This window comes from Thalassotalea euphylliae (genome assembly GCF_003390375.1).
GTDB classification, from domain to species: domain Bacteria; phylum Pseudomonadota; class Gammaproteobacteria; order Enterobacterales; family Alteromonadaceae; genus Thalassotalea_F; species Thalassotalea_F euphylliae_A.
This window is the reverse complement of sequence record NZ_QUOT01000001.1, coordinates 2,517,756-2,542,690: the sequence shown is the minus strand read 5'-3', so window position 1 is coordinate 2,542,690 and position 24,935 is coordinate 2,517,756. Positions and strand designations below refer to the sequence as shown.

The following is a 24,935-nucleotide window of genomic DNA, read 5'->3' as shown; positions in this document are numbered from 1 at the left end:
TTAAGTTAGGTGGCCTTTTTCTTTTTCAATTCATATGGTTGATAGAGATATATAAAAGACAAGTATAGGCAATATAGCTAAATTAGTTGTCCATATGGTCAATATAATGCTAGCTAATAGTAGTATGCGGTTATTAGCATTGTTCGTTATAAGCACCCATGCTAGCCTAGTTACAGACATTACAATCTGTAACTAAGGGAAATCACAGTGCCAAAACAAAAAACTAACCGTCGCTTATATGCCATCACCTTAATGCTAGCCGCACTTGTCTTACCTAAATGGGCGTTAGCGGAAGAGCCTCAAAAAGAAACAGTAAAGCAAGATATTCCAGCATTACTGAAAGCTTATGGTAAAACTTGGGCGGAGCAAGATGTTGAAGCTGCGGTAGCACTTCATACTGAAGATACAGTCTTTCGTATTATGGTTGCAGGTGTTAAGCCTGCAAAAGGTAAAGCGGAACTGCGCGAATTGTTAACGGCAATATTTACTTCAATGCCTAATTACGCTTCTACCCCTAAAAAAGTCATCATAGGCGATAACTATGGCGTATTTGAATATGACATGCATATTGAGGCTAATCTAGTGCCTCGAGTTGGCCCTCACGTATTTAAACCATCAGACAAGCCTTATTCTATCCCTGCCGCTGATATCATTATTTTCGAAAATGGTTTGGTTAAAGAGAAGGTGACTTACTTGGATATCGAGACGGTTCGAGCTAATCAAAAACACTAAGCTATTAGATAATCTTATTTAGCATTTAAAATAGAGCCCCACATTGTAGTGGGGCTTTTTGTTTAAAGAGTAAGAAGTTTTATTTCTTATCAAATGGCAAACGTAAGTCAAACTCAAACTAACCATTCAAATATTTCATTCAACTGTACAGTTTCATCCTGCCAAATTTTATATTTCCCAACCGCTTTAGGAATATGTGAAAACCTTGTGTTTCTTAGGCGCTAGCCCTAGGCGAAATAAACGCCATTGGGTATACTAGGCGACTATTTTTTTATTCATTTAAGCTGTCAGGGCACTTTTAGGTTTATCACCGTTAAAATCCTTTACAGCGACTAGCAAAAAGAGCATTTGGCTCGCATTTGGAACGACATGAGTAGCTTTGATATAAAAACCTTTCAGGGGCTAATCTTGCAATTGCAAGATTACTGGTCTCGCCAAGGCTGTGTAATCATTCAGCCGTTAGATTTAGAAGTAGGCGCGGGAACTTTCCACCCAATGACATTCTTACGCGCTATTGGCCCTGAGCCAATGAGCAGTGCTTACGTACAGCCGTGTCGTCGTCCAACTGATGGTCGTTATGGTGAAAACCCGAACCGTCTGCAACATTACTATCAATTCCAAGTGATGTTGAAGCCAAATCCAAAGAATATCCAAGAGTTATACTTAAACTCATTAAAAGAGTTAGGTATAGACCCACTCGTGCACGATATTCGTTTTGTTGAAGATAACTGGGAGTCGCCAACATTAGGTGCATGGGGCCTTGGTTGGGAAGTTTGGTTAAACGGTATGGAGATCACCCAGTTTACTTACTTCCAGCAAGTGGGTGGCTTAGAGTGTGCGCCAGTGACGGGTGAAATTACTTACGGCTTAGAGCGCCTAGCCATGTACATTCAAAACGTGGATAGTATTTACGACCTAGTGTGGACTGACGGTCCTATGGGTAAAGTAATGTACGGCGACGTATTCCATCAAAACGAAGTTGAGCAATCGGCTTATAACTTCGAGCACGCTGATGTGAATGATTTATTCCATCAATTTGATCAGTGTGAAAAAGTGTCACAAGACTTAATTGAAAAGGGCTTACCTTTACCAGCTTACGAGCAAGTCATGAAAGCATCGCACGCATTTAACTTACTCGATGCCCGTCATGCGATTTCTGTTACTGAACGTCAACGTTATATCTTACGTGTTAGAACCTTAGCGAAAGCGTGTGCGGAAGCTTATTACAATGCTCGTGAAGCATTAGGCTTCCCGCTGTGCACACGTGCAGAAGAAAGTGCCAATTCAGACAAGAAAGCAGTTGAGGGGAAAGCATAATGACGACAGAAACATTGCTTATCGAATTAGGTACGGAAGAATTACCACCAAAAGCACTAAGCACACTGGCGAGCACTTTCCATCAGCAAATCATTACGCAACTAGAGCAAGCAGACTTAGCGTTTGAAAGCAGTAAGTGGTTTGCATCGCCTCGTCGTTTAGCGGTTCAAGTGAAAGCGCTTGCTGCAAAACAAGCTGACAAAGTAGTTGAAAAGCGTGGTCCTGCAACTAACGTTGCATTTGATGCTGACGGTAAGCCAACGAAAGCTGCTGAAGGCTGGGCACGCTCAAACGGTATCACTGTAGAACAAGCCGAGCGTTTAACCACAGACAAAGGTGAGTGGTTACTGCACAAGGCAAGCCAATCGGGTAAATCCGTTGCTGAGTTAATTCCTGCGATGGTGGTCACTGCATTAGGTAAATTACCTATCCCTAAACCAATGCGTTGGGGTAGCGAGCGCATCCAGTTTATTCGTCCAGTGCACACGTTAACTATGATGTTTGGTGGTGAGCTAATTGCAGGCGAAGCACTCGGTGTGGCATCGGCAAACCAATTGCAAGGTCACCGTTTCCACTACCAAGAAAACGACGGTCTTATTACCTTAGATCACGCTAACAACTATGAAACTGTGCTTGAATCTGCGTTTGTTATTGCTGATTACGACAAGCGTAAGGCACTTATCATTGAGCAAGTAGCAAAAGCGGCTACAGATATTAATGGTGATGCAATTGTTGATGCAGGTTTACTTGAAGAAGTAACAAGCATTAATGAATGGCCAGTAACGTTAGTGGGTAGCTTTGACGAGGAATTCTTGTCAGTGCCGGCAGAGCCATTAATTTACTCGATGCAAGATCACCAGAAATACTTCCCAGTGAAAGATAAAGATGGTCAATTAAAAAACCAGTTTATCTTTGTCGCTAATATCGACAGTAAAGACCCACAGCAAGTCATCTTCGGTAACGAAAAAGTGATTCGTCCACGTTTAGCGGATGCGGAGTTCTTCTTTAAAACTGATAAAAAGCAAAGTTTAGAGTCACGCTTAACGAGCCTTGAATCTGTATTGTTCCAAAAACAGTTAGGCACGTTAAAAGATAAGTCTGAGCGCATTGCAGCATTAAGTGGCTTTATTGCCGAACAAGTTGGTGAAAACAAAGCGGATGCACACCGAGCTGGTTTACTGAGTAAAACCGACTTGATGAGTGAGATGGTGTTAGAGTTCCCACAAGTTCAAGGGACTATGGGTAAATACTATGCTCAGCACGATGGTGAGTCAGACGCGATTGCGCAAGCATTAGAAGATCAATACCGTCCACGCTTTGCGGGCGACAGCTTACCAGAAGCTAACATTGGTTGTGCTGTGGCGATTGCCGATAAGGTAGATTCATTGGTTGGTATCTTCGGTATTGGCCAAGCGCCAAAAGGTGATAAAGATCCATTTGCACTTCGCCGCGCTGCCATTGGTTTAATTCGTATTATTATTGAAAAAGAATTAAACCTAGATATCGCTTCATTGATTGCCCATAGCCAAACATTGTTTGGTGACAAGCTGACTAATGACAATGTTGCCGTTGATGTCATTGAATTTGTCATGGGGCGCTTTAAAGCTTATTTCGAAGAGCAAGGCATTAGCGTTGATGTTATTCAATCAGTGCTAGTAAACAAGCCAACATCGCCTTTAGATTTCCAACAACGTGTCAGTGCCGTAGCGCATTTTAAAACGTTAGCGGAATCTGAAACCTTAGCGGCAGCCAATAAACGTGTTGGTAATATCTTGGCTAAGTTTGATGGTGAGCTACTGGCTGACGTTAATACTTCGTTATTATCAGAAGCGGCAGAGCAACAATTAGCGAGCGCCTTTGCTAAAGTTGCTGAGCAAGTTGCTCCAGCAATGGCAAATAAAGATTACCAAAGTGTGCTAACTTCATTAGCGACCATTAAAGAAGAGATTGATAACTTCTTCGAGCATGTGATGGTGATGGCGGATGATGAAGCGGTGAAAACTAACCGTTTGACACTATTGAATAATATTCGTAACAGCTTCTTAGCGGTTGCTGATATTTCGGTATTGCAGTAACTATTACTCTCAATACTAGCAATTAAAAAAGGAGGCTGATGCCTCCTTTTTCTTTATATTCAAAAACTTAACTATAAAAACCAAGTGATTTTTAGCTAAGCTTTTTTAATAATGTAGGTATAAATTCCATCGTTACTCGCTTGAGTAACTAACTCATGCTCCATAAAGCGACAAAAGCTTGGAATATCGCGTGTCGTTGAAGCATCGTCCGCTTTGATAAATAGCGTTTCACCGCTGGCCATATTACGAATATGTTTACGCACCATCATCACCGGCTCTGGGCAACGTAAGCCAATGGCATCAAGGAAATGGTCAGTTTCTGTTTGTTGAGCGCTCATTCGTAAACCTTAACGTTATCTAAATTGTGCGAAAATAAATAGGGCGGCGATCCTACCTGATTCATCTGTTAGTTAAAAGTTTAGCCGTGTAAAATTTACACTCTGTTACTGCAAACCATTTAATGTAACGATAAACAGGCTATTTATTGATTATCTGGTAAGACTTCTAAGTTATGCCGATAAAACAGAGATTCAGCGCTTGCATTGCTTAGCGATGCGTGAATAATTCAATTATGCCCCTTTTTCATCGCATGTTTTATGTTACCCAATAAGCGTCTTATTTCATTCTGTTTTGTTGCAGGAACAGCAATCTCAGGCTTGCTTGGTTCGCCAGCTACAGTGGCTTCTGTTGACCAGCGGTCGACCTTTTTAAAAGCTGAAAAACATGTGTGGAAAGCAGATTCCCCTGAATATCAAAACTTATATCAGCAATTACATTATTATCCGCTTCAGCCATATCTCGATCAAAAGCGCTTGATGGACAAAATTCGCCTGAGCGACGCGGCTGAAATTGAAGAGTTTTTAACAGAGTATCGGGGCACACCGCTAGATTGGCCATTGCGTAAAAAATGGCTGAACTATTTGGCTAAGCGAGAGCGCAAGGCGCTTTTTCTTAAGTTTTTTAAACCGAATAACGACGCTAAGTTAAGCTGTACACAGTTAAGCTATCAGTTGGCAGGGGGCATGCCGGAAAAGGTGGTGCTGCCTCAAGTAAAACAATGGTGGCTAGTAGGTAAGTCGCAAGATAAGGCCTGTGATCCAATTTTTAAACAGTGGAAGAAAGCTGGCTACCTTACGCCAGATCTAGTTTGGCAACGATTGAGCCTTGCAGCAGATGGTGGCAAGCATACTTTAATTCCTTATTTAACAGGGCTGTTGCCAAAGGAAGAGCAGTACTTAGGTAAGTTATTTCATCGGGTAAGGCGTGATCCTAGCTATATCAGCAAGCTATCGCGTTTTAAAACGCTCAATGAAAAAGAAACGCAAATTATGGCCTATGGCCTTAAACGGTTAATTTGGCGTGATCCGGAGCGCGCCTTGCAAACATACCAGTTAGCACAGCAAAAGTTTACTTTTACCGAACAGCAACAAGACTATCTCACTAAGCGCTTTGCACTTGCTTTGGCAACTAAACACCATGCGCAGGCGGATACTTGGCTTAGCAAAGTCAAACCAGACAAGCTCGATAGCAACTTAGTGCAATGGAAGTTAGCAACCGCACTAAAACAGCAAAACTGGCCGGATATTCAAAAAACCTTATTGGCATTACCAGATCGCCTACAAGAAAAACCACAGTGGCAATATTGGTATGCGCGCAGTATGGCCGAAGTCGGGCGTGACCAAGCGGCACGGGAGTTGATGTTAGATTTGGCGAAAAAGCGTCACTACTACGGTTTTATGGCTGCTAAATGGTTAAGTCAAAACATTAACTTACAACATAATCCACTGCTGGTTGATGCCAAAGTGATCGATAACATTATTCAAAACCCGGCGGCTAAACGCGCTTTTGAATTGTTTCACCTTGAACGCTATAGCCAAGCCAGAAAAGAGTGGAATTACTGGCTAGCCACCTTATCAAAAAGTGAAAAACTTGCGGCGGCTTCGTTTGCTTTTGAGCAAGGGTGGTTCGATCGACCGATTTTTACCTTGGCCTCACAAGGTTATTTAGACGATGTCGAGCTGCGTTTCCCAATGGCCTACAAAGACGATATAGCCAGCTATGCTGACAAGCATAGTATTGACCCAAGTTGGGCATTTGCCATTGCACGCCGTGAAAGCTCGTTTATGCGTGACGCCCATTCTTCTGCGGGTGCGCGTGGGCTGATGCAAATTATGCCAGCAACGGCAAAACAGCTAGAGAAAAAAGCGGTTTCTAACCGTTATCTCGCCAATGCCAAAAATAATATCAAACTAGGGACTAAGTATCTAAAACGCTTACTCGACAGGTATGAGGGTAATTTAGTATTGGCGACTGCGTCATACAATGCTGGCCCTTATCGCGTAAAGCAATGGTTAGAAAAGGGCGAAACACTACCTGCTGATATTTGGATAGAGACTATTCCTTTTAAAGAAACACGTGAATACGTAAAAAGTGTGCTCGCTTATAAACAAATTTATCAGCATAAGCTCAATAGTGAAGGGGAATCGCCATTTACGACTGTGCTTGGTATGAAGATAGGCACTACGTCATTGAGCCAATAACCCAAGCCTTTGGCTGAAAAATATCGTAAAAACGTCATCAAACGTTGCCAAATTCGGCGTAATAGCTTTGATAGTAAAGCGATGTTTTTTACCTAATTCGCACTATTTTACTGCGTTTACAGCCTATTCGTGGTTAAAATAAGCCAAATTTTCAACTAGTGCCCAGCTCTGCTTAATGATTGTCACGCAAAGCTGGTGCTATGAGTAATTAATCGTCACAAGAGAGCCTCTATGACTAACTTTGCCAATGTTTACCCTGCCCATATTAATGAACTTCAAGCACGAGCACGTAATGTGCTTAATCGTGAAAACCTTGAAGGATTAGTGATCCATTCAGGTAAAGAATTAAAAGTATTCTTAGACGATAATTCGTATCCTTTTAAAGTAAACCCACACTTTAAACATTGGTTGCCATTGACCAATGTAACTAATAGCTGGTTATTGATTAACGGTCATGACAAGCCAGTTTTAATTTATTATCAACCAGTGGATTTTTGGCACAAGGTTGAAACATTAACAGATGATTTTTGGACACCGTTTTTTGACATTAAAGTGATCACCAATGCCGCTGAAGTCGATGCGCTGCTGCCTTACGATAAAGCAAACTATGCTTATATCGGCGAGCATATTGAGGTCGCTAAAGCCTTGGGCTTTGAACAAATTAATCCAGATGGCGCATTAAGTTACCTGCACTTTCACCGTGCGTACAAGACCCCATATGAACAGGCATTGATGCGTTTATCAAATGAACGCGCAGTGGCAGGCCACTTAGCAGCAAAAGCGGCCTTTATGGCGGGCGAATCTGAATTTGAAATTCAACGTGCTTACCTGCAAGCTACGTCACATACCGATAGCGAAACGCCATATGGCAATATTGTTGCGCTTAATGAAAATGCGGCGATACTTCATTACACAGCGTTAGAGCGCAATAAACCTGAGCAGCACCGTTCATTCTTGATTGATGCTGGCGCCAACTATCACGGCTATGCGTCAGATATTACGCGTACCTATGCCTATGAGCAAAACGACTTTGCAGCGCTTATTGCGCGTATGGACAAGTTAATGCTTAACGCGGTTGACGGCCTGAAACCCGGTAAGAGTTATGTTGAATTACACTGCGAAACTTACCTTGATATTGGCCGCGTGCTGGCGGAATTTAACTTGATTCATTGCAGTGCAGAAGTTGCGGCTGAACAGGGCATAGTCTCAACCTTCTTCCCACATGGCTTAGGTCATCACCTAGGCTTGCAAGTACACGATGTTGGCGGCTTTATGGCGGATGAGCGCGGTACTCATATTGATACACCTGCACAGCACCCATTCTTGCGTACCTCACGTGCTGTTGAGGCTGAGCAAGTCTATACCATTGAGCCGGGTTTATACTTTATTGACTCTTTGTTGGCTGATCTCAAAGCAAGTGAGCACAGCAACGCGATTAACTGGGCGCAAGTGGAAAAATTCAAACCATTTGGCGGTATTCGCATTGAAGACAACATTATCGTTCATCAATCACATAACGAGAATATGACTCGAGACTTAAACCTTGGCTGAGCCAGGTCGTTCGTCTAAGGAAATAAAAGCGCAGGAAGTAAACGCCAAGGGAGTATATGCCAAGGGAGTATATGCCAAGGAAGTAAAGGGTAAAGAGTGCACCAGTGCGCCGGGTTATTTAATTGCGACTGACGAGGTACTCATTGAAACCGTCGTCAATCGCAGCCGCTTTCTATGCTACTTGTTTCCTTGTACCAGTTACCAGGTAATGAAAGCCAGACTGACCGAGCTGCAACAAGCGCACCCCAGCGCTAATCATCATTGCTATGCCTTTGTCAGCGGTGCACCGCAAGACAGTCAAACCTATGGTTTTTCAGATGATGGTGAACCTAGTGGCACCGCTGGTCGACCTATGCTGGCGATGCTGCAAGGCAGTGGCGTAGGTGAAGTTGCCGCGATTGTCGTCCGCTATTTTGGTGGCGTAAAGTTGGGTACAGGTGGCTTACAGCGCGCTTACGGTGGTGCTGTTAAAGAAGCACTGCCTGCGCTGCCAACACACCATAAGGTGTTAACAGAAACACGCTTGTTAAGTGTCAGTTACCAACAAGTCAGCGATATTCAGCATTTAATCAAATCAACCAATACTCAGGTCCTCGAAGAGCAATACCTAGAAAATATCAAGTTTGTATTGGCTATCCCCATTGATCAGCTTAAACTATTTGAACAACAATTGCTTACCTTATCTAGCGGGACATTACACTTAGAAAAGCACCTAGAAAAATCGGGTGGCGCTTAAGTGAAATGCGGGTTTAAACGATAAGCAAAAAAGCGATTAGCCGTAGCAAGTGTCACCCAGCTTAGACCAACAAGAGATCAAGCACAGCTCAGTTATTAAATAGCTAAGGTGCACTTAACGAAACCACAGAACAAAGCTAAGTAGCGTATATCAGTGCAATATAGAAACATTATTCGTATTTTAGGGCTACTAGTCGCGCTACTCAGCGTTACTATGTTACCGCCTGCTGTTGTGTCACTCATTTATCGCGATGGTGGCGGTGTTCCTTTCTTAATGGCCTTTATGTGGTGTTTGTTTATTGGTCTTGCCCTGTGGTACCCAAATAGACGGAAAAAATATGATCTCAGGGCGAGGGAAGGCTTTCTTATCGTTGTGCTGTTTTGGACGGTATTAGCAAGTTTTTCAGCGATTCCGCTGATGTTGTTGGAAACCCCAAATCTAACAACAACCGATGCTTTTTTTGAATCTTTCTCAGGGTTAACCACCACAGGGGCCACTATTTTAACGCAAATTGATGGCTTACCTCATGCGGTGCTGTTTTATCGTCAGCAATTGCAATGGTTAGGTGGCATGGGGATCATCGTACTCGCGGTAGCGGTACTGCCCATGCTAGGGATCGGTGGGATGCAGCTCTATCGTGCGGAAACTCCTGGGCCGGTAAAAGACTCGAAAATGACCCCCCGTATCGCCGATACCGCCAAGCATTTATGGTATATCTACCTATCGTTAACTATTGCTTGTGCGGTTGCTTATTGGTTAGCGGGTATGTCAGTTTTTGACGCCATTTGTCACTCGTTTTCGACGATTGCGATTGGCGGCTTCTCCACTCATGATGCCAGTATGGGCTACTTTAACAGCCCAGTGATCAACTTGATTTGTGTTGTCTTCCTTATTATCGCCGGCATTAACTTTGCGCTGCATTATGCTGCGGTGCAGAACAAGTCTATTCGTAACTATTTTGCCGACCCTGAGTTTAAGTTCTTTATCACCCTACAGGTGATTTTAACGGCGATATGTTTTACTGTGTTGATGAGCCATAACACTTATCAAAGTGCAGATGTTGCCTTGGATCAGGCATTGTTTCAGTCAGTTTCTATTAGTACGACAGCCGGCTTTGCTACCACGTCTTTTGCTGATTGGCCCACCTTGCTGCCATTGCTACTTATCTTTGCCAGTTTCATTGGTGGCTGTGCGGGCAGTACTGGTGGTGGCATGAAAGTGGTGCGCGTTGTCTTGTTGTACCTGCAAGGTGTGCGTGAGCTTAACAAGCTTGTTCATCCTAAGGCGGTGTTTACCATTAAATTAGGTCGTAAAGCGTTACCAGATCGTGTTATCGAGGCGGTCTGGGGTTTCTTCTCTGCTTATGCGGCAGTCTTTGTTATTTGTATGTTGTTGTTACTAGCCTCTGGCATGGACGATATTAGCGCCTTTACTGCGGTAGCAGCCTGTATGAATAACTTAGGCCCTGGGTTAGGCGAAGTTGCCGCGAACTTTGCGTCGATCAACGACTTTAGTAAGTGGGTATTGATTGTCGCTATGCTGTTTGGTCGTTTGGAAATATTTACCTTACTTGTTCTGTTTACCCCTGCGTTTTGGCGTAATTAATACCACGCGCAATATGTATAACTAAGAAATCTACTCATTAAAAAAGCTGGCGATTGCCAGCTTTTTTTGTATTGAATAGCGCTTTGCAAAGAACGATCACTAAAAGTAAATTACGCCCACTTGGAATAACTTCTCAACGTCTGAAATATACTTCTTATTCACTAGGAAGAGTATGACGTGATCGTCTTCCATGATCACGCTGTCAGAGTGGGCAATTATTACTTCATCACCACGGACAATCGCGCCAATAGTGGTGCCTGGCGGAAGCTTGATGTCACGAATTTCACGACCGACGACTTTTGATGAGGTTTCATCGCCTTTAGCTACAATTTCTATTGCTTCAGCGGCGCCGCCACGCAAGCTATATACATTGTTGATCGTGCCCTTGCGGACATGGGTGAGTAGCGCGGAAATAGTTGAATGCTGAGGTGAAATGGCAATATCGATACTGCTACCGTGCACTAAGTTCACGTAGGCTTCTCGTTGGATCAGCACCATGGTCTTGCGAACACCGAGCTTTTTCGCCAACAGCGACGACATGATATTGGCTTCATCGTCATTGGTAACGGCAATAAACACATCAAACTGGTCAATCTGCTCTTCTTGTAGCAATTCTTGATCGGATGAATCGCCAGTAAAAATCAGTGTTTTATCGAGTTCTTGGGTTAACTGTTTAGCACGCTCTGGCGAACGCTCAATCAGCTTTACTTGATGGTTTTGTTCGAGCTTTTTCGCAATACCAGCACCAATGTTACCGCCGCCTGCGATCATTATACGTTTGTAGGCAGGTTCAAGCTTTTGCAGCTCGTTCATTACCGCGCGAATATGAATACTGGCGGCAATAAAGAAGACTTCATCATCCGCTTCAATTACGGTTGTGCCCAGTGGACGAATAGGGCGGCCATTACGGTATATAGCGGCTACACGAGTATCAACATTGGGAATATGCTCCTTAAGTGTTGATAACGCGTGACCTACCAGTAAACCACCATAGTAGGCTTTTACCGCCACTAAGCTGACTTTACCATTGGCAAATTCCAGCACTTGCAGGGCGCCAGGGTATTCAATCAAGTGGATAATATCGCGAGTCACTAGTTGCTCTGGCGCAATCACGTGGTCTACCGGAATATGGTCTTTGTTAAATAGCTCACGCTTGCGCTCAACAATTTCTGACGAGCGAATACGCGCGACTTTTTTCGGTGTGCTAAACAGGGTGTAGGCGATTTGACAAGCGATCATATTGGTCGCATCGTCGTTGGTCACGGCAATGATCATATCGGCATCATCAGCGCCTGCACGGGCCAGCACGTCTGGGTGACAACCTTGTCCGGTGATCACTTGCAAATCTAGCTTGTCTTGTAGTTCTAACAAGGTTTGACTATCGGTATCGATCAGCGAAATATCATTACGCTCACCCACCAGATTTTCCGCTAAGGTACCGCCTACTTGGCCTGCGCCAATTATTATTATTTTCATAATCTACTATTGTTGATGCTACCGATGGCTATCAATAACTGCCACTGGCCTTGCTTAACCAGCGCTTTTGACTAACTTGGCGTAGTAAAAGCCATCCATATCCTGTTCACCGGGTAATATTTGCCAGCCAATTTTGCCTTGATATTCCGGTAGTTCGATTAGCTGAGCATCACTTTGCTGAGCAAGAAACTGTGCTATTTGTTCACTATTTTCTTGCGGTAATACGCTACATGTTGCGTATAGCAAAGTACCACCGGGTTTAAGTAATGACCACATTTTTCTCAGTATCTGCGCCTGCAGCTGGGCAAGCGCCTCAATATCGTCTGCTTTACGTAGCCATTTAATATCTGGGTGTCGTCTGATCACGCCTGTTGCTGAGCAAGGCGCGTCGAGTAAAATACGATCGTATTGTGTACCGTCCCACCATGACTCTGGCTTGGTGGCATCACCACACTGCAATTTTGCGTTTAGGCCAATGCGTTCGAGGTTTTCTTGCACACGAGCGAGTCTACGTTCATCTACATCTAAGGCGGTGACGCTGGCAAGCTCTGGTGTTTGCTCAATTAAATGACAGGTTTTACCGCCGGGCGCTGCGCAACAATCCAACACATGATCACCTGGCTGACAATCTAACAAGCGTGCCGATTGTTGTGCCGCAGCATCTTGCACTGACGCTGCTCCTGAGCTGAAGTTTGGCAGTTTATTTACATCTATTGCTTGATCTAGCTTAAGTGCTTTTGACTTTGGCTCGATTGCAGCCAGTTCAATTGCTAATTCGGCAAGTTGCTGTTGATAGGCGTCACTTGATTGTTGGCTAACATTCGTGCGTAGCCACATGGGCGGGCGCTGCATGTTAGCTGTTAATATCGTTGACCATTGCTCTGGGTAAGCGGCTTTAACAAGTTTAATAAACCAGCTAGGGTGATTATAAAATATAGGTTCAGGAAGTAAGTTGGCGCTCACTTCTTGTTCGCTTTCTGGATTCGAGTTTTGTTTTTGATGCTGGCGCTGGAAATTTCTTAGCACGCCATTAACCAAATTTTTTAAGTGGCCACTTTTAAGTTTTCCTGTTGCTGACACCGTTTCATTGAGCGCAGCATGATCTGGAATTCGCGTGTACTTAAGTTGATAAATACCCACTAAGATCAAAAAGTGGCAAACGCGCTGTTTGCCCTTTAATGGTTTTGCTAAAAACTGTCGAACATCATTTTCTAGTTCAGGTAAGTGGCGCAGTACACCATAGCAAAGCTCTTGCAATAAGCCTTTGTCTTTGCCTTCTGCTTTAGTGGCTTTTAAGGGCACTTCCTCTGCCAAACTGCGGCCTTGTTCTACTACGGCAAAACACACTTGTGCGCATAGCGCTCTAATATTTGCGCTCATGATACTTAGTTGCCTTTTGCTTCTTGCGCAACAAACCCTGTGATCGCTTGACCCACTGCAAACCAATCTGCTCGACCGTTGAGTACATCTTGCACTGGTAAGGGCTTTTTACCCGGTAGTTGTAACACCTCTAGGCGATAGGCTTGCGCTTTGGTTGCGACTACAATGCCCGATTTGTCTGCACTGATAATCTCACCTGGGGTTAGGGTGCTAACATCTTGATCAACAACGCTGGCTTGGTGAACTTTAACCGTTTGCGATTTACCTTGCTGGTCAGTTAAGTTGATATGACAACCAGGCCAAGGGAAATAGGCGCGACGCTTTAAGTCAATGTCGCGTGCACTTTGTTGCCAATTAATTTCTGCATGAGCTTTATCAAGTTTTGCGGCATAAGTGGCTAATTCGTTATCTTGTACTTCCCGCGGGTAATCACCTTGTGCCATTAAGCTGAGTGTTTCAACTAGCGCTTTCGGACCTAGAACTGCTAATTTTTCGTACAAGCTCGCACTGGTATCAGATTCAAGGATAGGGCAGCTAGCTTTTAAGATCATATCGCCAGTATCTAAACCTTCATCCATTTGCATAATCGTCACGCCAGTTTCTTCGTCGCTCGCTTCGAGTGAGCGCTGAATAGGCGCCGCCCCGCGCCACTTAGGCAAAAGTGAACCGTGGACATTAATACAGCCAAGTCGCGGCGCATCCAAAATAACTTTTGGCAGTAATAAGCCATAGGCCACTACCACCATGACATCGGCATTTAATGCTTTTAAATCGAGCTGATCTTGTGTTTCTTTAAAGTTTTTTGGTTGGTATACCGGAATATCATGCGCTTGCGCTAAGACTTTAGTGGCACAAGCCGTTAGCTTTTTACCGCGACCAGCTGGTTTGTCTGGTGGGCAATAAGCAGCAATAACATTATGCTCTGAGTCAATTAACGCTTGCAAATGCTGGGCAGCAAAGTCCGGCGTTCCGGCGAAAACGATATTAAGTGGAGAAGTCAATGGCGTACCTTAAGTTAGCGAGGTTAGATTAAGCTTTAGCGTTGAGACGAGCTTCTTTTTCGAGCTTAGTTTGAATGCGTTTGCGCTTTAATGGAGATAAGTAGTCGACAAACAGTACACCCGCTAAGTGATCTAACTCATGTTGAATACAAATACTTAACAGTTCGTCAGCATCACGGGTAAATTCGTTGCCATCGCGATCGAGTGCTTTGACCGTAACTTGTTCGTGGCGAGTGACCTTCGCATAACAGCCAGGTACTGATAAACAGCCTTCTTCGTTAATAAAAGTTTCGTCACTTTTGTTAATAATTTCGGGGTTAATTAAGGTAAGAGGGTCACTTTTGTCGTCACTACAGTCCATAACGACAATACGTTGATGAATATTGACCTGTGTTGCGGCTAAGCCAACACCATTTTCGTCATACATGGTTTCAAACATGTCATCGACAATTTTTCTAATTTCATCATTAACTTGGGTTACAGGTTCTGCCTTGGTGCGCAATCTCTCATCAGGAAAGCGTAAAACGGATAAAACGGTCATAATTTTTACAAATAATTAGCGATAATTAAGCTAGGATGTTATGTTTCAATTTTAGCCATTAAATAACAACAATAATAGTGGTTTGAAGTTTTTGTATAAAATGGACAGAGTAGCATGATAAAAAAAATTATACTCTCAGCAACATTCTTCACCTTGCCATGGCTTGCGGTCGCCGATGTACTTCAATTGAATGAAGATGCGCCGAAGACCTACATAGTGGAAAAGGGAGACACGCTATGGGACATTTCTTCGATATTTTTAGAGCAACCGTGGCTTTGGCCTAAACTGTGGCGTCTCAATCCCGAAATTGACAATCCTCACCTTATTTACCCTGGCGATGTTTTACGTCTTGTTTATGATGATCAAGGTGAGCCTCAACTTATAGTTGAAGCAGAGCCGGAGCCAGAACCTGAGGTTGTGCCAGAAGTTATCGCGCCGCCAGTGGAAGTAGCGCCGCGTGAAAAACCGACCATTAAGTTATCACCGAAACTGCGCAAGCAAATTAAAAAAGAGCCAGTAACAACGTTACCGCTCAATGTCATTGCGCCTTACATTCAATACGACCACTTGTTAACGCAAGAGCAAATTGACACGTTGCCTTATGTGATCGGTAGTGATGAAGGGCATAAATCAAGCACGGATGGCTTTAAAGTTTATGTCAACGATGATCTTGTCCCTGGTAAATCTTATGCCATGTATTATGTCGATGAGGAAATCATCGATCCAGAAACCGATAAATCGCTTGGCTACAATGTTAAATTAACGGGCACTGCGCAGGTAATTCGAGCTGGTAATATGTCAGTGCGTCGCCCGAGCACTATGCTAGTGAACTCGGCGAATCGTGAAATTCGCTCAGGTAATTTAGTGATGCCGATCAATGAAGGTCAGCTGTTGCCCTCTTTCTTTACCATGCAAAGTGCAGATCCTGCGATACGCGGCATGATTGTTAAATCTGCGACTGACGGCAGAGAGTTTGGCAAACTTGAAGTCGTGATGATTAATCGTGGTGCCGAGCACGCTCTGAAAGTGGGTGATGTGATGTCTATACAGCGCAAGAGCCCAGCGGTTGTAGAAACGAAAAGTGGTCCGCAATACAAAGCGACAGCTTCTCGTTGGGATCGATTAACTAGCGGTGGTGAAGCTGAATATGACATGCCGGAAGAAGCGCTAGGCGAAGTGATGGTCTTTAAAGTTTATGACAAAGCGTCAATGGCATTAATATTACGTACCAGTAAACCGGCGCGACTTTTAGATGTTGTGACGGCACCTTAGCCAAGGTTAATAATTAGTCATTACAAGCAGTTGAAAACAAAGGCATACCAGCTATAACTATAGTGGTATGCCTTTTTTGATCTGCAGTCTCATTTATTCCAATGAGGTTTTGAGTATTCACGCTTAAGGAGAGAGCTTTGGGTCATAACGATACTGCATTATGGCTGGCGCTAAAGTTAGTGCCGCGACTTGCTATTCATCGTAAGGTGTCGCTAGTAGAGCAGCATGGCCTAGCCCAACTTTTTCAACTTTCCCAAACACAGTTGCTGGCTTCAGGGCTAAACAAGCCACAAGCTAGCGCAATTAGCTCGCCGGATTGGCAGCGTATTTCCGATATTATCAGCGCTAGCGATAACGCCAATAGTCAAATTATAGTATTTTCCGATCCTGCTTACCCTAAATTACTCTCGCAAATATATGACCCTCCATTGGTACTGTGGTTAAAGGGTGACAAAGCATTGCTCAATACCGATCAAATAGCGATTGTTGGTAGCCGCTCTGCTACTCATGCTGGACGAGAATACGCAAGCCAACTAGCACAAGAACTTTCAAACCGGTTAACCATTACTAGTGGCTTGGCGTTGGGCATAGATGCGGCAGCTCATCAAGGGGCGTTACAAGCAAGTGGTAACACCATCGCGGTAATTGCCACGGGTATTGATAAAATTTACCCCGCTCGACATAAACTTTTAGCGCGTAATTTATTGGACAAGGGTGGAGCGATTGTCAGTGAATTCTTACCGGGTACTGTCGCCAAACCTGGTCATTTTCCGCGCCGTAACCGTATTATTAGTGGATTAAGTTTGGGAACCGTAGTAGTCGAGGCTGAAATTAAAAGCGGCTCATTGGTGACGGCAAAAAGTGCATTAGAACAAAATAGAGAGGTTTTTGCGGTACCTGGATCGCCGCTAAATCCAATGGCAAAAGGCTGTCATCAATTGATTAAACAAGGCGCTAAATTAATCGATTGTTCAGCCGACATTATAGAAGAGTTAGTTATTTCTGATTCATCCGGTCATGTTATTCAGGCCGATGAAAAAATTGTAAAAAGTCATCAACAGGGCTTGTTAAACGATGCATTGTTAGCTAGTGTGGATTATGAAATCACTCCCGTAGATATAGTGGTTTCCCGGAGTAAGCTTCCAACAGACGAAGTGTTAACCCGGCTAACAATGCTTGAGCTTAGTGGTCTGGTATCTGCGGTGCCTGGTGGCTATCTTCGATTACATAGGGGGTAATTATGTTTGACATTCTTATGTACCTTTTTGAGAATTATATTCACTCCGAAGCCGAGATTATGGTAGATCACGATGAGCTTACCGATGAGTTAACTCGTGCTGGTTTTCATCAGGATGAAATATACAAAGCGCTTAGTTGGTTAGAGAAACTCGCTGATTTGCAAAACAATGATTCACACCCTTATTTAACTCGAGTCTGTGGCCCTTCTACACGTATTTATACCGCGCAAGAAATGCAGCGTTTAGACGCTGAATGCCGTGGCTTTCTATTATTCCTTGAACAAGTCAACTTACTCGATGTGACGACGCGAGAGATGGTTATAGATCGCATTATGGAGTTAGACACCAAAGACTTTTACTTAGATGACTTAAAGTGGGTAGTGCTAATGGTCTTGTTCAACGTACCTGGCCGTGAAAAAGCCTATTCTCAGATGGAAGACCTAATTTTTGATGAGCGACCTGATGGGCCGCTTCACTAGCGCGTGACCGATTAACGCTCGTTTTTTCAGCGTAGAATTATATCAAAAAAGTGATTATCTCTATTATCTTCAAGATATAGGATGATCACTTTTTTTTACGTGTGGCATAATGGTGATACGACTTAACCTTTCTTACCGAGCGCCAGCGCGCAGATATTGCTATGTCTCAATCTGACGATCCACTTTTCAGCCAACATGAACACGCACTAGAGCAAGCCTATGGCGTTTGCCCTGACTGTGGTAGTGAACTGAGTATTAAGCGAGGCAAAGCAGGCGCTTTTATCGGCTGTAATAGCTATCCTAAGTGTCAATATACTCGGCCAGTGGTTGAGCATGAGCGCGTTGAAGATAAAGTCTTAGCAGGCTCTGAATGTCCTGAATGTGGTCATGAACTGGCGGTAAAGCAGGGGCGTTATGGTATGTTTATTGGCTGTACGAACTTTCCTGCCTGCCATCATATAGAGCATGAGCAAAATGAAGCTGAAGTGGAAAGTCATGTCACTTGCCCAAGTTGTAAAAAAGGGCAGTTAACTGCAAAAACCACACGTTACGGCAAAACTTTTTATCCTTGCGATAATTACCCTAAGTGCAAATTTGCGGTGAATCACGAGCCAGTGGCTGGCGAATGTGAGCAATGTGGTTTTGAATTACTGTTGAAACGCCAGATGGCTGCTGGCGAAAAGCTTCAGTGCGCCGACAAAAAATGCGGACATTTTCAATCAGCGCAATCTTAATGCAAGTCAGGCATTAGGTATTTGCTGCTAGCGAGCGCGCATATTGCTGGATATCGCTAAATGCTTGCTCTGGTAAGAGCATTGCGACTTTTTCTAACCGTTCGAATAAGGCCTGATTGGTGGTAGCCGATAAGTTGATATGACCCATTTTGCGACCTGCGCGTTTCGTTTTACCATACCAATGCAAGCTTACACTCGGAATATCTAAAATCGCATTGGGTATGCTATCTTCACCCAAAATGTTAATCATTGCCGTAGGTCTAACTAATTCACCACTGCCAAGTGGCAGTCCACAAACCGCGCGAATATGGTTTTCAAATTGACAAGTATCGGCACCTTGTTGTGTCCAATGACCTGAGTTATGGACTCGCGGAGCGATTTCGTTAACCAATAGCTGATCGCCAACTTGGAAAAACTCTATGGCAAGCACACCCACATAACCGAGCGCATTGGCGATACTGTCAAAAATTTGCTGTGCTTGAGTTTGCAGTGCTTCGTTGTCATTTAACGCGACAGACACGGTCAGTACACCGTCAGTGTGATGATTTTCCGTCAATGGGTACACTTTGGTATTACCATTAACATCGCGCATACCAACTAATGATACTTCGCGATCAAACGGCACCATTTGCTCAGCAATAACGGCTTGTTTAACTGAGCTTTTACTACCTTGGAAAAACGCTTCAATATCAGCCCAAATATCATCAGCTTGGCTTAAGTCTTTCAAGCGCCATTGGCCCTTGCCGTCGTAGCCTTCTAGTGCGCTTTTTAAGATCAACGGTAGTGCTAGTGTTTGCAGTGCTTGGTCAAAGTCTGCTTTGCTTTCGATGATTTGATGCTTGGCATTGGCGGCATTTGCTTTGGTCAGCAATGCCTTTTCCAAACGGCGGTCGCCACCTGTTTTTATCGCTTGGCTACTCGGCTTTAATTTACCACTGGCTTCACACTGGGCTAATACATCATGGCTGATATGTTCAAATTCAGCGGTAATCGTATCAGCGAATTCAATACCGGCATTAAGATCGCCATAACTGATCGCTGAATTTAGTGGGTCAACAACGGTTTTGCTGCCAACATCATAAGCACGCACAGTGATATTGAGTGGTTTGCTGGCAAGTGACATCATACGTGCCAGTTGGCCTGCACCTAAAATTAGTACATTCATCGCCATTGCTACTCTGCAGGATTAGGATTACTTAGAATGGTTTCTGTTTGCTCTGCGCGGAATTTTTCCACTGCGGCCATTACTGTTTCGTCGTGCGTACCAATAATTTGAGCGGCAAGTAAACCTGAATTGGCTGCACCCGCATTACCAATGGCTAGTGTGCCAACCGCAATACCTTTTGGCATTTGCACAATAGAAAGAAGAGAGTCTTGTCCGCTCAATGCTTTTGATTGAACAGGTACACCAAGTACCGGTAGGCTAGTGTAAGCTGCTGTCATACCGGGTAGGTGGGCTGCACCACCAGCACCGGCGATAATAACTTTGATGCCACGGGCTTTCGCTGACTCAGCATATTCGGCTAGTAAGTGAGGAGTGCGGTGTGCAGATACCACTTTAGTCTCATATGGGACACCAAATAAATCCAACATTTCCGCTGCATGTTGCATTGTTGGCCAATCCGATTTTGACCCCATAATAATGCCCACTTTCATCTTCTCTACCCTTTAATAATCTAGTTACGCTTGTGATAAGCCGGAATGAATATGGCTGGCGATTATATACGCAAAGGCTTACAAAGGCGAGATAAAAGCAGATTGTAGCGCTTGTGTAAAATCGTGATTTAAAGCGAAAAAATTATATCGAATAGCGTCAGTATTAGACCAAAGGATAATACCTGAACAAACCTTGCCTCGGTAATATTGTCGACAATTTAACAACATTCTCGACACATATAGTGAGAATGATAACTTAGCTGCAGGCCTGATTTATGTGTTTTTAACGTCGCAGCGTGTAAACAAAGTGGGGCAACGATGAATATCTATAATCATGGCTTAGAACAAGTACAGGCGAACAGTTTGCCACTAACGCCAATTACCTTTTTGCAACGAACCGCTGATGTTCACCCAACTCGAACTGCCATTATTCACGGCAGTGAACAATTTACCTATGCTGAATATTTGTCGAATGTAAATCGACTTGCCTCTGCCTTGGTTAAACGTGGCGTTAAAACAGGCGATACGGTAAGTGTGATTGCCGCTAATATTCCAGCATTTTTAGATGCACACTACGGTGTACCAATGACGGGTGCCGTGCTTAACGCGATAAATATCAGGCTCGACCCCGAAGCGATAGCATTTATTCTTGATCACGGTGAATGTGATGTATTGCTGACGGATACCGCATTTGCCCCTGTGGTGAAAAAAGCCCTAGCAATCTGTTCTCGTCAGCCACTGATTATCGATATAGACGATCGACAAGGGCCAGGAGGGGAGCGCTTAGGGCAGTTAGAATATCAAGAGCTGCTGGCGGAAGGTGATCCTGATTTTAACGACAGTTTAATTACTGACGAGTGGCAAGCATTGACGCTTAACTATACCTCAGGTACGACAGGGAACCCCAAAGGTGTGGTTTATTCACATCGCGGTGCTTACCTCAATGCTTTAGGACATACCTTAGTCTGGCCATTAGGAGAACAGCCGGTGTACCTATGGACACTGCCGATGTTTCACTGCAATGGCTGGTGTTTCCCATGGACGATTGTTGCTGTTGGTGGCGTGCAAGTGTGTTTGCGTAGTGTCGCTGTTGACCAAGTGGCTGATAGCATCATCAATAATCAAGTGACCCATTTTTGTGGCGCCCCGATTGTGCTGAATATGATCATGAACGCCGAACCTGACAAGCTGGCGCAGTTACCTCGTAATATTAAGGTGATGACAGCTGGTGCTCCGCCACCCGCAGCGGTTATTAAAGGGGTAGAAGAGCTAGGTTTTGAGGTTACTCAAAGCTACGGCTTAACGGAAGTTTATGGCCCTTGTGTGGTGAGCGAATGGAAAAGTGAGTGGGATGCACTAGATTGTGATCAACGGGCGGCACTCAAAGCGCGTCAAGGGGTTCGTTATCAAACTCAAGAGCAGGTAGATGTACTTGATCCGGAAACCAAGGTGCCAGTTCCTGCTGATGCTGAAACCATTGGTGAGATTGTTTTTCGCGGTAATACCACGATGAAAGGCTACCTAAAAAATGAAACGGCTACAGCCGATGCCTTTGCTAACGGTTGGTTTCATTCCGGTGACTTGGCGGTTAAGCACCCCGATGGTTACATTGAGATTCGTGATCGCGCTAAAGATATTATTATCTCAGGTGGCGAGAACATTTCATCGGTCGAGGTGGAAGGGGTGCTTTATCAGCATCCTGATATATTAGAAGCCGCTGTGGTCGCAAAAGCAGACGAAAAGTGGGGTGAAACACCGTGTGCGTTTGTTACCTTAAAGGATGGCGCTACAATTTCTGAACATGAAGTAATTGAATATTGCCGTTCACACTTGGCGCACTTTAAATGTCCTAGAACAGTGGTATTTAGCGAACTACCGAAAACTTCAACGGGTAAAATTCAAAAGTTTGTGCTGCGACAAAAAGTTAAGGCACTGTTTGAAGAGGCGAAGTTTTCAATGCAGGGCTGAGTAACAGCCAGATTAACTAGCTCTAGAGGTGCCATTGCGTATTATCGCAGTGGCACTTTTGTTTTTTACCCGTATAATTTTGACTTTTATGGCAACCAACTCGATAAATAAATATGACAAACCCTGTTGATGTTTTTGAACAAGGCGGCTTGATCGCTTATCCAACGGAAGCTGTGTTTGGCTTGGGCTGTGATCCAGACAATGAGCAAGCAGTTCACAAATTGCTTGATGTTAAGCAGCGTCCTGTTGAAAAAGGGCTTATCCTATTAGCGGCTAGCTATGAGCAATTGAAGCCATATGTTGATGATTTGGTGCTATCGTCAGAGCAGCGCGATAAAATTTTGTTTCGCTGGCCAGATGGCATTACCCAAGTATTGCCTTGTCATCCCAATACGCCTAAATGGCTAACCGGTAGCTTCACCACCATTGCGGTACGCGTCACTACTCAGCCTGATGTGGTTGCCTTATGTAATCAAACGAATAAGCCAATTGTTTCAACCAGTGCTAATTTATCCGGCCAACCACCTTGTCAAACTTGGCAACAAGTTGAGGAAGCATTGGCGGGTCGTTTAGATCATGTCATCAAAGGGGAAACCCTAGGCTTTGAACAACCATCAACCATTATTGATGGCTTAACTGGAGAAATTTTCCGATCATGAGTGATATTAGTATCGACCAAGTTGTCGACTATTTTAAATCTCTACAAGACCAAATTTGTGCAGCGCTTGAGCAAGCTGACGGTACAGGCAAGTTTGCCGAAGACAATTGGAAGCGTGCCGAAGGCGGTGGTGGCCGTACACGGGTGCTAACCGACGGTGCGGTAATTGAGCAAGGTGGTGTAAATTTCTCATTGGTGGCGGGCGACAAGCTACCCCCTTCAGCTACTGCCCATCGCCCCGAATTAGCAGGTCGCAGTTGGCAAGCATGTGGGGTATCTTTGGTCATCCATCCGAAAAACCCATATATTCCGACATCACATGCTAATGTTCGCTTCTTTATCGCTGAGAAAGAAGGCGAAGCACCTGTTTGGTGGTTTGGTGGTGGTTTTGACTTAACGCCTTTCTATCCATTTGAGGAAGATATAGTGCATTGGCACCAAGTGGCACATGATTTATGTCAACCCTTTGGTGATTCGGTTTATCACGATCACAAAAAATGGTGTGATGAATACTTCTTTTTAAAACACCGTAATGAAACCCGTGGTGTTGGTGGTTTGTTCTTTGACGACCTTAATAGCTGGGGCTTCGACCGTTGCTTTGATTATGTTAAATCTGTTGGTCAAGGTTATATCGATGCTTACACGCCAATTATCGCCAAACGCAAAGATACGCCTTTCGGTGAGCAAGAACGCCAATTCCAGTTATATCGCCGTGGCCGCTATGTTGAGTTTAATTTAGTGTTTGATCGCGGTACGCTATTTGGCCTGCAGTCAGGTGGTCGCACCGAATCCATTTTGATGTCGATGCCACCACTGGCGCGCTGGGAGTACAACTATCAAGCTGAAGCGGGTAGTGCTGAGGCTAAACTTAATGAGTTTCTTGTACCGCGTGATTGGCTTGCCTAATCACCGGCCTAATGTGCAGCTTGGCTTGTTAAACTGAGCTGCATTTTTCTTTTTTCTTATCCTTTTTCTTTCCTTTCAAATTTAGTTCCCTGTTATTTATTGATTTAGATCATTATTTCTTCAGCAAATGGCTTCGGTGAGCTTATCTGCGCGAAGAACCTTGAGGTAAATCAACTTTTGCTCCTCCGGATATCAGTAGACTGGCGTCAATTATTTAAGGGGAAGACTCTCATGAAAAAAAGCATTATTACTCTAGCGGTTTTATCTTCAATGACATTTGGTGCATTGGCAGCTGGTTATCAAGCTGGCGACATCGTTGTACGTGGTGGTGCAACTATGGTTGATCCAAGCAGCGATAAAGCAACAATCTTTGCTGCTGACCAAACTGTAGATTTAGGCGCAGGTCCTATCTCATTATCTGTTGAAGATGATACACAGTTAGGTTTGAACTTTGTTTACTTCTTAGATTCAAACTGGGCGGTAGAATTACTAGCAGCAACACCATTTAAGCATGACATCACTGTTCATACAGGTGCAGGCTCTACCAACCTAGGTGAAACTAAGCACTTACCACCAACATTAAGTGCACTTTATTACTTTGACACTAACTCAAACTTCAAACCTTACGTTGGTGTTGGTGTTAACTACACAATTTTCTTTGAAGAAGACTTCAACCCAGCATTACAAGGTGCTAACAGCCCAACTATCGTAAGTATTAACGATGGTACAACGGTTACACCTGTTGGCGCACCACTAGATGCTAATGATCTAGATCTAGATAGCTCTTGGGGTTTAAGTGCGCAAATTGGTGTTGATTACTTAATTGATGAGCACTGGTCAATCAACGCTTCAGCGCGTTACATTGACATTGACACTGATGGTTCATTCACAGCCGTTGGCGGTGCAGTACCGGGTAAAGTTAGTGTAGATATTGACCCTATGGTTTACTCGCTAATGATTGGTTACAAGTTCTAATCTCTGTTGAGCTTGGCTAGCCGCACTTGGGTAACTAAGTGCGGCTTTTTTGTTTTGGAAAGCATATATTAAATCCATTGCGCATAAGCGTGCGC

General features: G+C 44.1%; 22 protein-coding genes. 15 read left to right on the top strand and 7 right to left on the bottom strand.

The features are described 5' to 3' along the window. Window positions 1-207 precede the first annotated feature (207 nt). The 3 genes from DXX94_RS11285 (at window position 208) to glyS (ending at window position 4,124) form a co-directional block, all read left to right on the top strand. Window positions 208-732, top strand: coding sequence for a nuclear transport factor 2 family protein (locus tag DXX94_RS11285; protein ID WP_116015942.1), 525 nt, complete (start codon window positions 208-210; stop codon window positions 730-732). A gap of 369 nt (window positions 733-1,101) precedes the next feature. Continuing rightward, complete coding sequence (gene glyQ, locus DXX94_RS11280) at window positions 1,102-2,049, top strand: glycine--tRNA ligase subunit alpha (RefSeq protein ID WP_116015940.1); 948 nt, start codon at window positions 1,102-1,104, stop codon at window positions 2,047-2,049. Continuing rightward, window positions 2,049-4,124 carry a glycine--tRNA ligase subunit beta gene (gene glyS, locus DXX94_RS11275; protein ID WP_116015938.1) on the top strand — a complete coding sequence of 692 codons (2,076 nt, stop codon included), beginning with the start codon at window positions 2,049-2,051 and terminating at the stop codon, window positions 4,122-4,124. Before glyQ ends, glyS begins: the two co-directional genes overlap by 1 nt. A 95-nt stretch (window positions 4,125-4,219) precedes the next feature. On the opposite strand, the gene tusA is transcribed toward glyS, so the two are convergent. Then, window positions 4,220-4,462, bottom strand: coding sequence for a sulfurtransferase TusA (gene tusA, locus DXX94_RS11270; protein ID WP_116015936.1), 243 nt, complete (start codon window positions 4,460-4,462; stop codon window positions 4,220-4,222). Between the two features lie 258 nt (window positions 4,463-4,720). Between tusA and DXX94_RS11265 the strand changes: the two genes are divergently transcribed. The 4 genes from DXX94_RS11265 to DXX94_RS11250 all read left to right on the top strand — a co-directional run bounded on the left by DXX94_RS11265 (window position 4,721) and on the right by DXX94_RS11250 (window position 10,556). Next, window positions 4,721-6,664, top strand: coding sequence for a transglycosylase SLT domain-containing protein (locus DXX94_RS11265; protein ID WP_116015934.1), 1,944 nt, complete (start codon window positions 4,721-4,723; stop codon window positions 6,662-6,664). Window positions 6,665-6,895: 231 nt separating this feature from the next. Next, window positions 6,896-8,215, top strand: a complete 1,320-nt coding sequence (gene pepQ / locus DXX94_RS11260) for a Xaa-Pro dipeptidase (RefSeq protein WP_116015932.1) — start codon at window positions 6,896-6,898, stop codon at window positions 8,213-8,215. Beyond that, entirely contained in the window at window positions 8,208-8,951 is a 744-nt protein-coding gene (locus DXX94_RS11255) for a YigZ family protein (RefSeq protein ID WP_258872152.1), read from the top strand. Before pepQ ends, DXX94_RS11255 begins: the two co-directional genes overlap by 8 nt. A gap of 153 nt (window positions 8,952-9,104) precedes the next feature. After that, window positions 9,105-10,556 (top strand): TrkH family potassium uptake protein, encoded by a 1,452-nt coding sequence (locus tag DXX94_RS11250; RefSeq protein ID WP_116015930.1) that lies wholly within the window; start codon window positions 9,105-9,107, stop codon window positions 10,554-10,556. A 99-nt stretch (window positions 10,557-10,655) separates the two neighbouring features. On the opposite strand, the gene trkA is transcribed toward DXX94_RS11250, so the two are convergent. Genes trkA through def form a run of 4 tightly spaced genes read right to left on the bottom strand, consistent with a single transcriptional unit; the run spans window position 10,656 to window position 14,954 of the window. Further along, window positions 10,656-12,032, bottom strand: a complete 1,377-nt coding sequence (gene trkA, locus DXX94_RS11245) for a Trk system potassium transporter TrkA (RefSeq protein ID WP_115998558.1) — start codon at window positions 12,030-12,032, stop codon at window positions 10,656-10,658. A 54-nt stretch (window positions 12,033-12,086) separates the two neighbouring features. After that, window positions 12,087-13,412: a 16S rRNA (cytosine(967)-C(5))-methyltransferase RsmB gene (gene rsmB, locus DXX94_RS11240; RefSeq protein ID WP_116015928.1), complete on the bottom strand. Its 1,326-nt coding sequence runs from the start codon at window positions 13,410-13,412 to the stop codon at window positions 12,087-12,089. Between the two features lie 5 nt (window positions 13,413-13,417). Then, window positions 13,418-14,413: a methionyl-tRNA formyltransferase gene (gene fmt, locus DXX94_RS11235; RefSeq protein WP_116015926.1), complete on the bottom strand. Its 996-nt coding sequence runs from the start codon at window positions 14,411-14,413 to the stop codon at window positions 13,418-13,420. Between the two features lie 28 nt (window positions 14,414-14,441). Beyond that, window positions 14,442-14,954 carry a peptide deformylase gene (def, locus tag DXX94_RS11230; protein ID WP_115998561.1) on the bottom strand — a complete coding sequence of 171 codons (513 nt, stop codon included), beginning with the start codon at window positions 14,952-14,954 and terminating at the stop codon, window positions 14,442-14,444. Window positions 14,955-15,068: 114 nt separating this feature from the next. Here def and DXX94_RS11225 point away from each other — a divergent pair, with 114 nt between their 5' ends. From DXX94_RS11225 to DXX94_RS11210, 4 genes are all read left to right on the top strand, one after another. Then, window positions 15,069-16,226 (top strand): LysM peptidoglycan-binding domain-containing protein, encoded by a 1,158-nt coding sequence (locus DXX94_RS11225; RefSeq protein WP_116015924.1) that lies wholly within the window; start codon window positions 15,069-15,071, stop codon window positions 16,224-16,226. Window positions 16,227-16,363: 137 nt separating this feature from the next. Then, window positions 16,364-17,464 (top strand): DNA-processing protein DprA, encoded by a 1,101-nt coding sequence (gene dprA, locus DXX94_RS11220; protein WP_116015922.1) that lies wholly within the window; start codon window positions 16,364-16,366, stop codon window positions 17,462-17,464. Between the two features lie 2 nt (window positions 17,465-17,466). Then, window positions 17,467-17,943 (top strand): DUF494 family protein, encoded by a 477-nt coding sequence (locus DXX94_RS11215; RefSeq protein WP_116015920.1) that lies wholly within the window; start codon window positions 17,467-17,469, stop codon window positions 17,941-17,943. Between the two features lie 161 nt (window positions 17,944-18,104). Further along, window positions 18,105-18,677: a DNA topoisomerase family protein gene (locus tag DXX94_RS11210; protein ID WP_116015918.1), complete on the top strand. Its 573-nt coding sequence runs from the start codon at window positions 18,105-18,107 to the stop codon at window positions 18,675-18,677. A gap of 13 nt (window positions 18,678-18,690) precedes the next feature. Here DXX94_RS11210 and DXX94_RS11205 read toward each other — a convergent pair whose 3' ends face one another. Together DXX94_RS11205 and purE are read right to left on the bottom strand one after the other, a co-directional pair. Next, window positions 18,691-19,842, bottom strand: a complete 1,152-nt coding sequence (locus tag DXX94_RS11205; RefSeq protein WP_116018465.1) for a 5-(carboxyamino)imidazole ribonucleotide synthase — start codon at window positions 19,840-19,842, stop codon at window positions 18,691-18,693. A gap of 8 nt (window positions 19,843-19,850) precedes the next feature. Continuing rightward, a complete protein-coding gene (gene purE, locus DXX94_RS11200) occupies window positions 19,851-20,333 on the bottom strand; it encodes a 5-(carboxyamino)imidazole ribonucleotide mutase (RefSeq protein WP_115998567.1) in 483 nt (160 codons plus the stop codon). Between the two features lie 318 nt (window positions 20,334-20,651). Between purE and DXX94_RS11195 the strand changes: the two genes are divergently transcribed. The 4 genes from DXX94_RS11195 (at window position 20,652) to DXX94_RS11180 (ending at window position 24,840) form a co-directional block, all read left to right on the top strand. After that, complete coding sequence (locus tag DXX94_RS11195) at window positions 20,652-22,301, top strand: acyl-CoA synthetase (protein WP_116015916.1); 1,650 nt, start codon at window positions 20,652-20,654, stop codon at window positions 22,299-22,301. Between the two features lie 113 nt (window positions 22,302-22,414). Further along, window positions 22,415-22,960, top strand: a complete 546-nt coding sequence (locus tag DXX94_RS11190; protein WP_115998570.1) for an L-threonylcarbamoyladenylate synthase — start codon at window positions 22,415-22,417, stop codon at window positions 22,958-22,960. Then, window positions 22,957-23,865, top strand: coding sequence for an oxygen-dependent coproporphyrinogen oxidase (gene hemF / locus DXX94_RS11185; protein WP_116015914.1), 909 nt, complete (start codon window positions 22,957-22,959; stop codon window positions 23,863-23,865). The genes DXX94_RS11190 and hemF overlap by 4 nt, the downstream gene beginning before the upstream one ends. Before the next feature lie 231 nt (window positions 23,866-24,096). Beyond that, complete coding sequence (locus tag DXX94_RS11180) at window positions 24,097-24,840, top strand: OmpW/AlkL family protein (protein WP_116015912.1); 744 nt, start codon at window positions 24,097-24,099, stop codon at window positions 24,838-24,840. Window positions 24,841-24,935: the final 95 nt, after the last annotated feature.

Excerpts from the sequence above, each read along its gene's own strand:
- glyQ (WP_116015940.1), top strand. The coding sequence starts at position 1,102 with ATGAGTAGCTTTGATATAAAAACCTTTCAGGGGCTAATCTTGCAATTG.
- glyS (WP_116015938.1), top strand. The coding sequence starts at position 2,049 with ATGACGACAGAAACATTGCTTATCGAATTAGGTACGGAAGAATTACCA.
- tusA (WP_116015936.1), bottom strand. The coding sequence starts at position 4,462 with ATGAGCGCTCAACAAACAGAAACTGACCATTTCCTTGATGCCATTGGC.
- DXX94_RS11265 (WP_116015934.1), top strand. The coding sequence starts at position 4,721 with ATGTTACCCAATAAGCGTCTTATTTCATTCTGTTTTGTTGCAGGAACA.
- pepQ (WP_116015932.1), top strand. The coding sequence starts at position 6,896 with ATGACTAACTTTGCCAATGTTTACCCTGCCCATATTAATGAACTTCAA.
- trkA (WP_115998558.1), bottom strand. The coding sequence starts at position 12,032 with ATGAAAATAATAATAATTGGCGCAGGCCAAGTAGGCGGTACCTTAGCG.
- rsmB (WP_116015928.1), bottom strand. The coding sequence starts at position 13,412 with ATGAGCGCAAATATTAGAGCGCTATGCGCACAAGTGTGTTTTGCCGTA.
- def (WP_115998561.1), bottom strand. The coding sequence starts at position 14,954 with ATGACCGTTTTATCCGTTTTACGCTTTCCTGATGAGAGATTGCGCACC.
- DXX94_RS11225 (WP_116015924.1), top strand. The coding sequence starts at position 15,069 with ATGATAAAAAAAATTATACTCTCAGCAACATTCTTCACCTTGCCATGG.
- DXX94_RS11215 (WP_116015920.1), top strand. The coding sequence starts at position 17,467 with ATGTTTGACATTCTTATGTACCTTTTTGAGAATTATATTCACTCCGAA.
- DXX94_RS11210 (WP_116015918.1), top strand. The coding sequence starts at position 18,105 with ATGTCTCAATCTGACGATCCACTTTTCAGCCAACATGAACACGCACTA.
- DXX94_RS11205 (WP_116018465.1), bottom strand. The coding sequence starts at position 19,842 with ATGAATGTACTAATTTTAGGTGCAGGCCAACTGGCACGTATGATGTCA.
- purE (WP_115998567.1), bottom strand. The coding sequence starts at position 20,333 with ATGAAAGTGGGCATTATTATGGGGTCAAAATCGGATTGGCCAACAATG.
- DXX94_RS11195 (WP_116015916.1), top strand. The coding sequence starts at position 20,652 with ATGAATATCTATAATCATGGCTTAGAACAAGTACAGGCGAACAGTTTG.
- DXX94_RS11190 (WP_115998570.1), top strand. The coding sequence starts at position 22,415 with ATGACAAACCCTGTTGATGTTTTTGAACAAGGCGGCTTGATCGCTTAT.
- hemF (WP_116015914.1), top strand. The coding sequence starts at position 22,957 with ATGAGTGATATTAGTATCGACCAAGTTGTCGACTATTTTAAATCTCTA.
- DXX94_RS11180 (WP_116015912.1), top strand. The coding sequence starts at position 24,097 with ATGAAAAAAAGCATTATTACTCTAGCGGTTTTATCTTCAATGACATTT.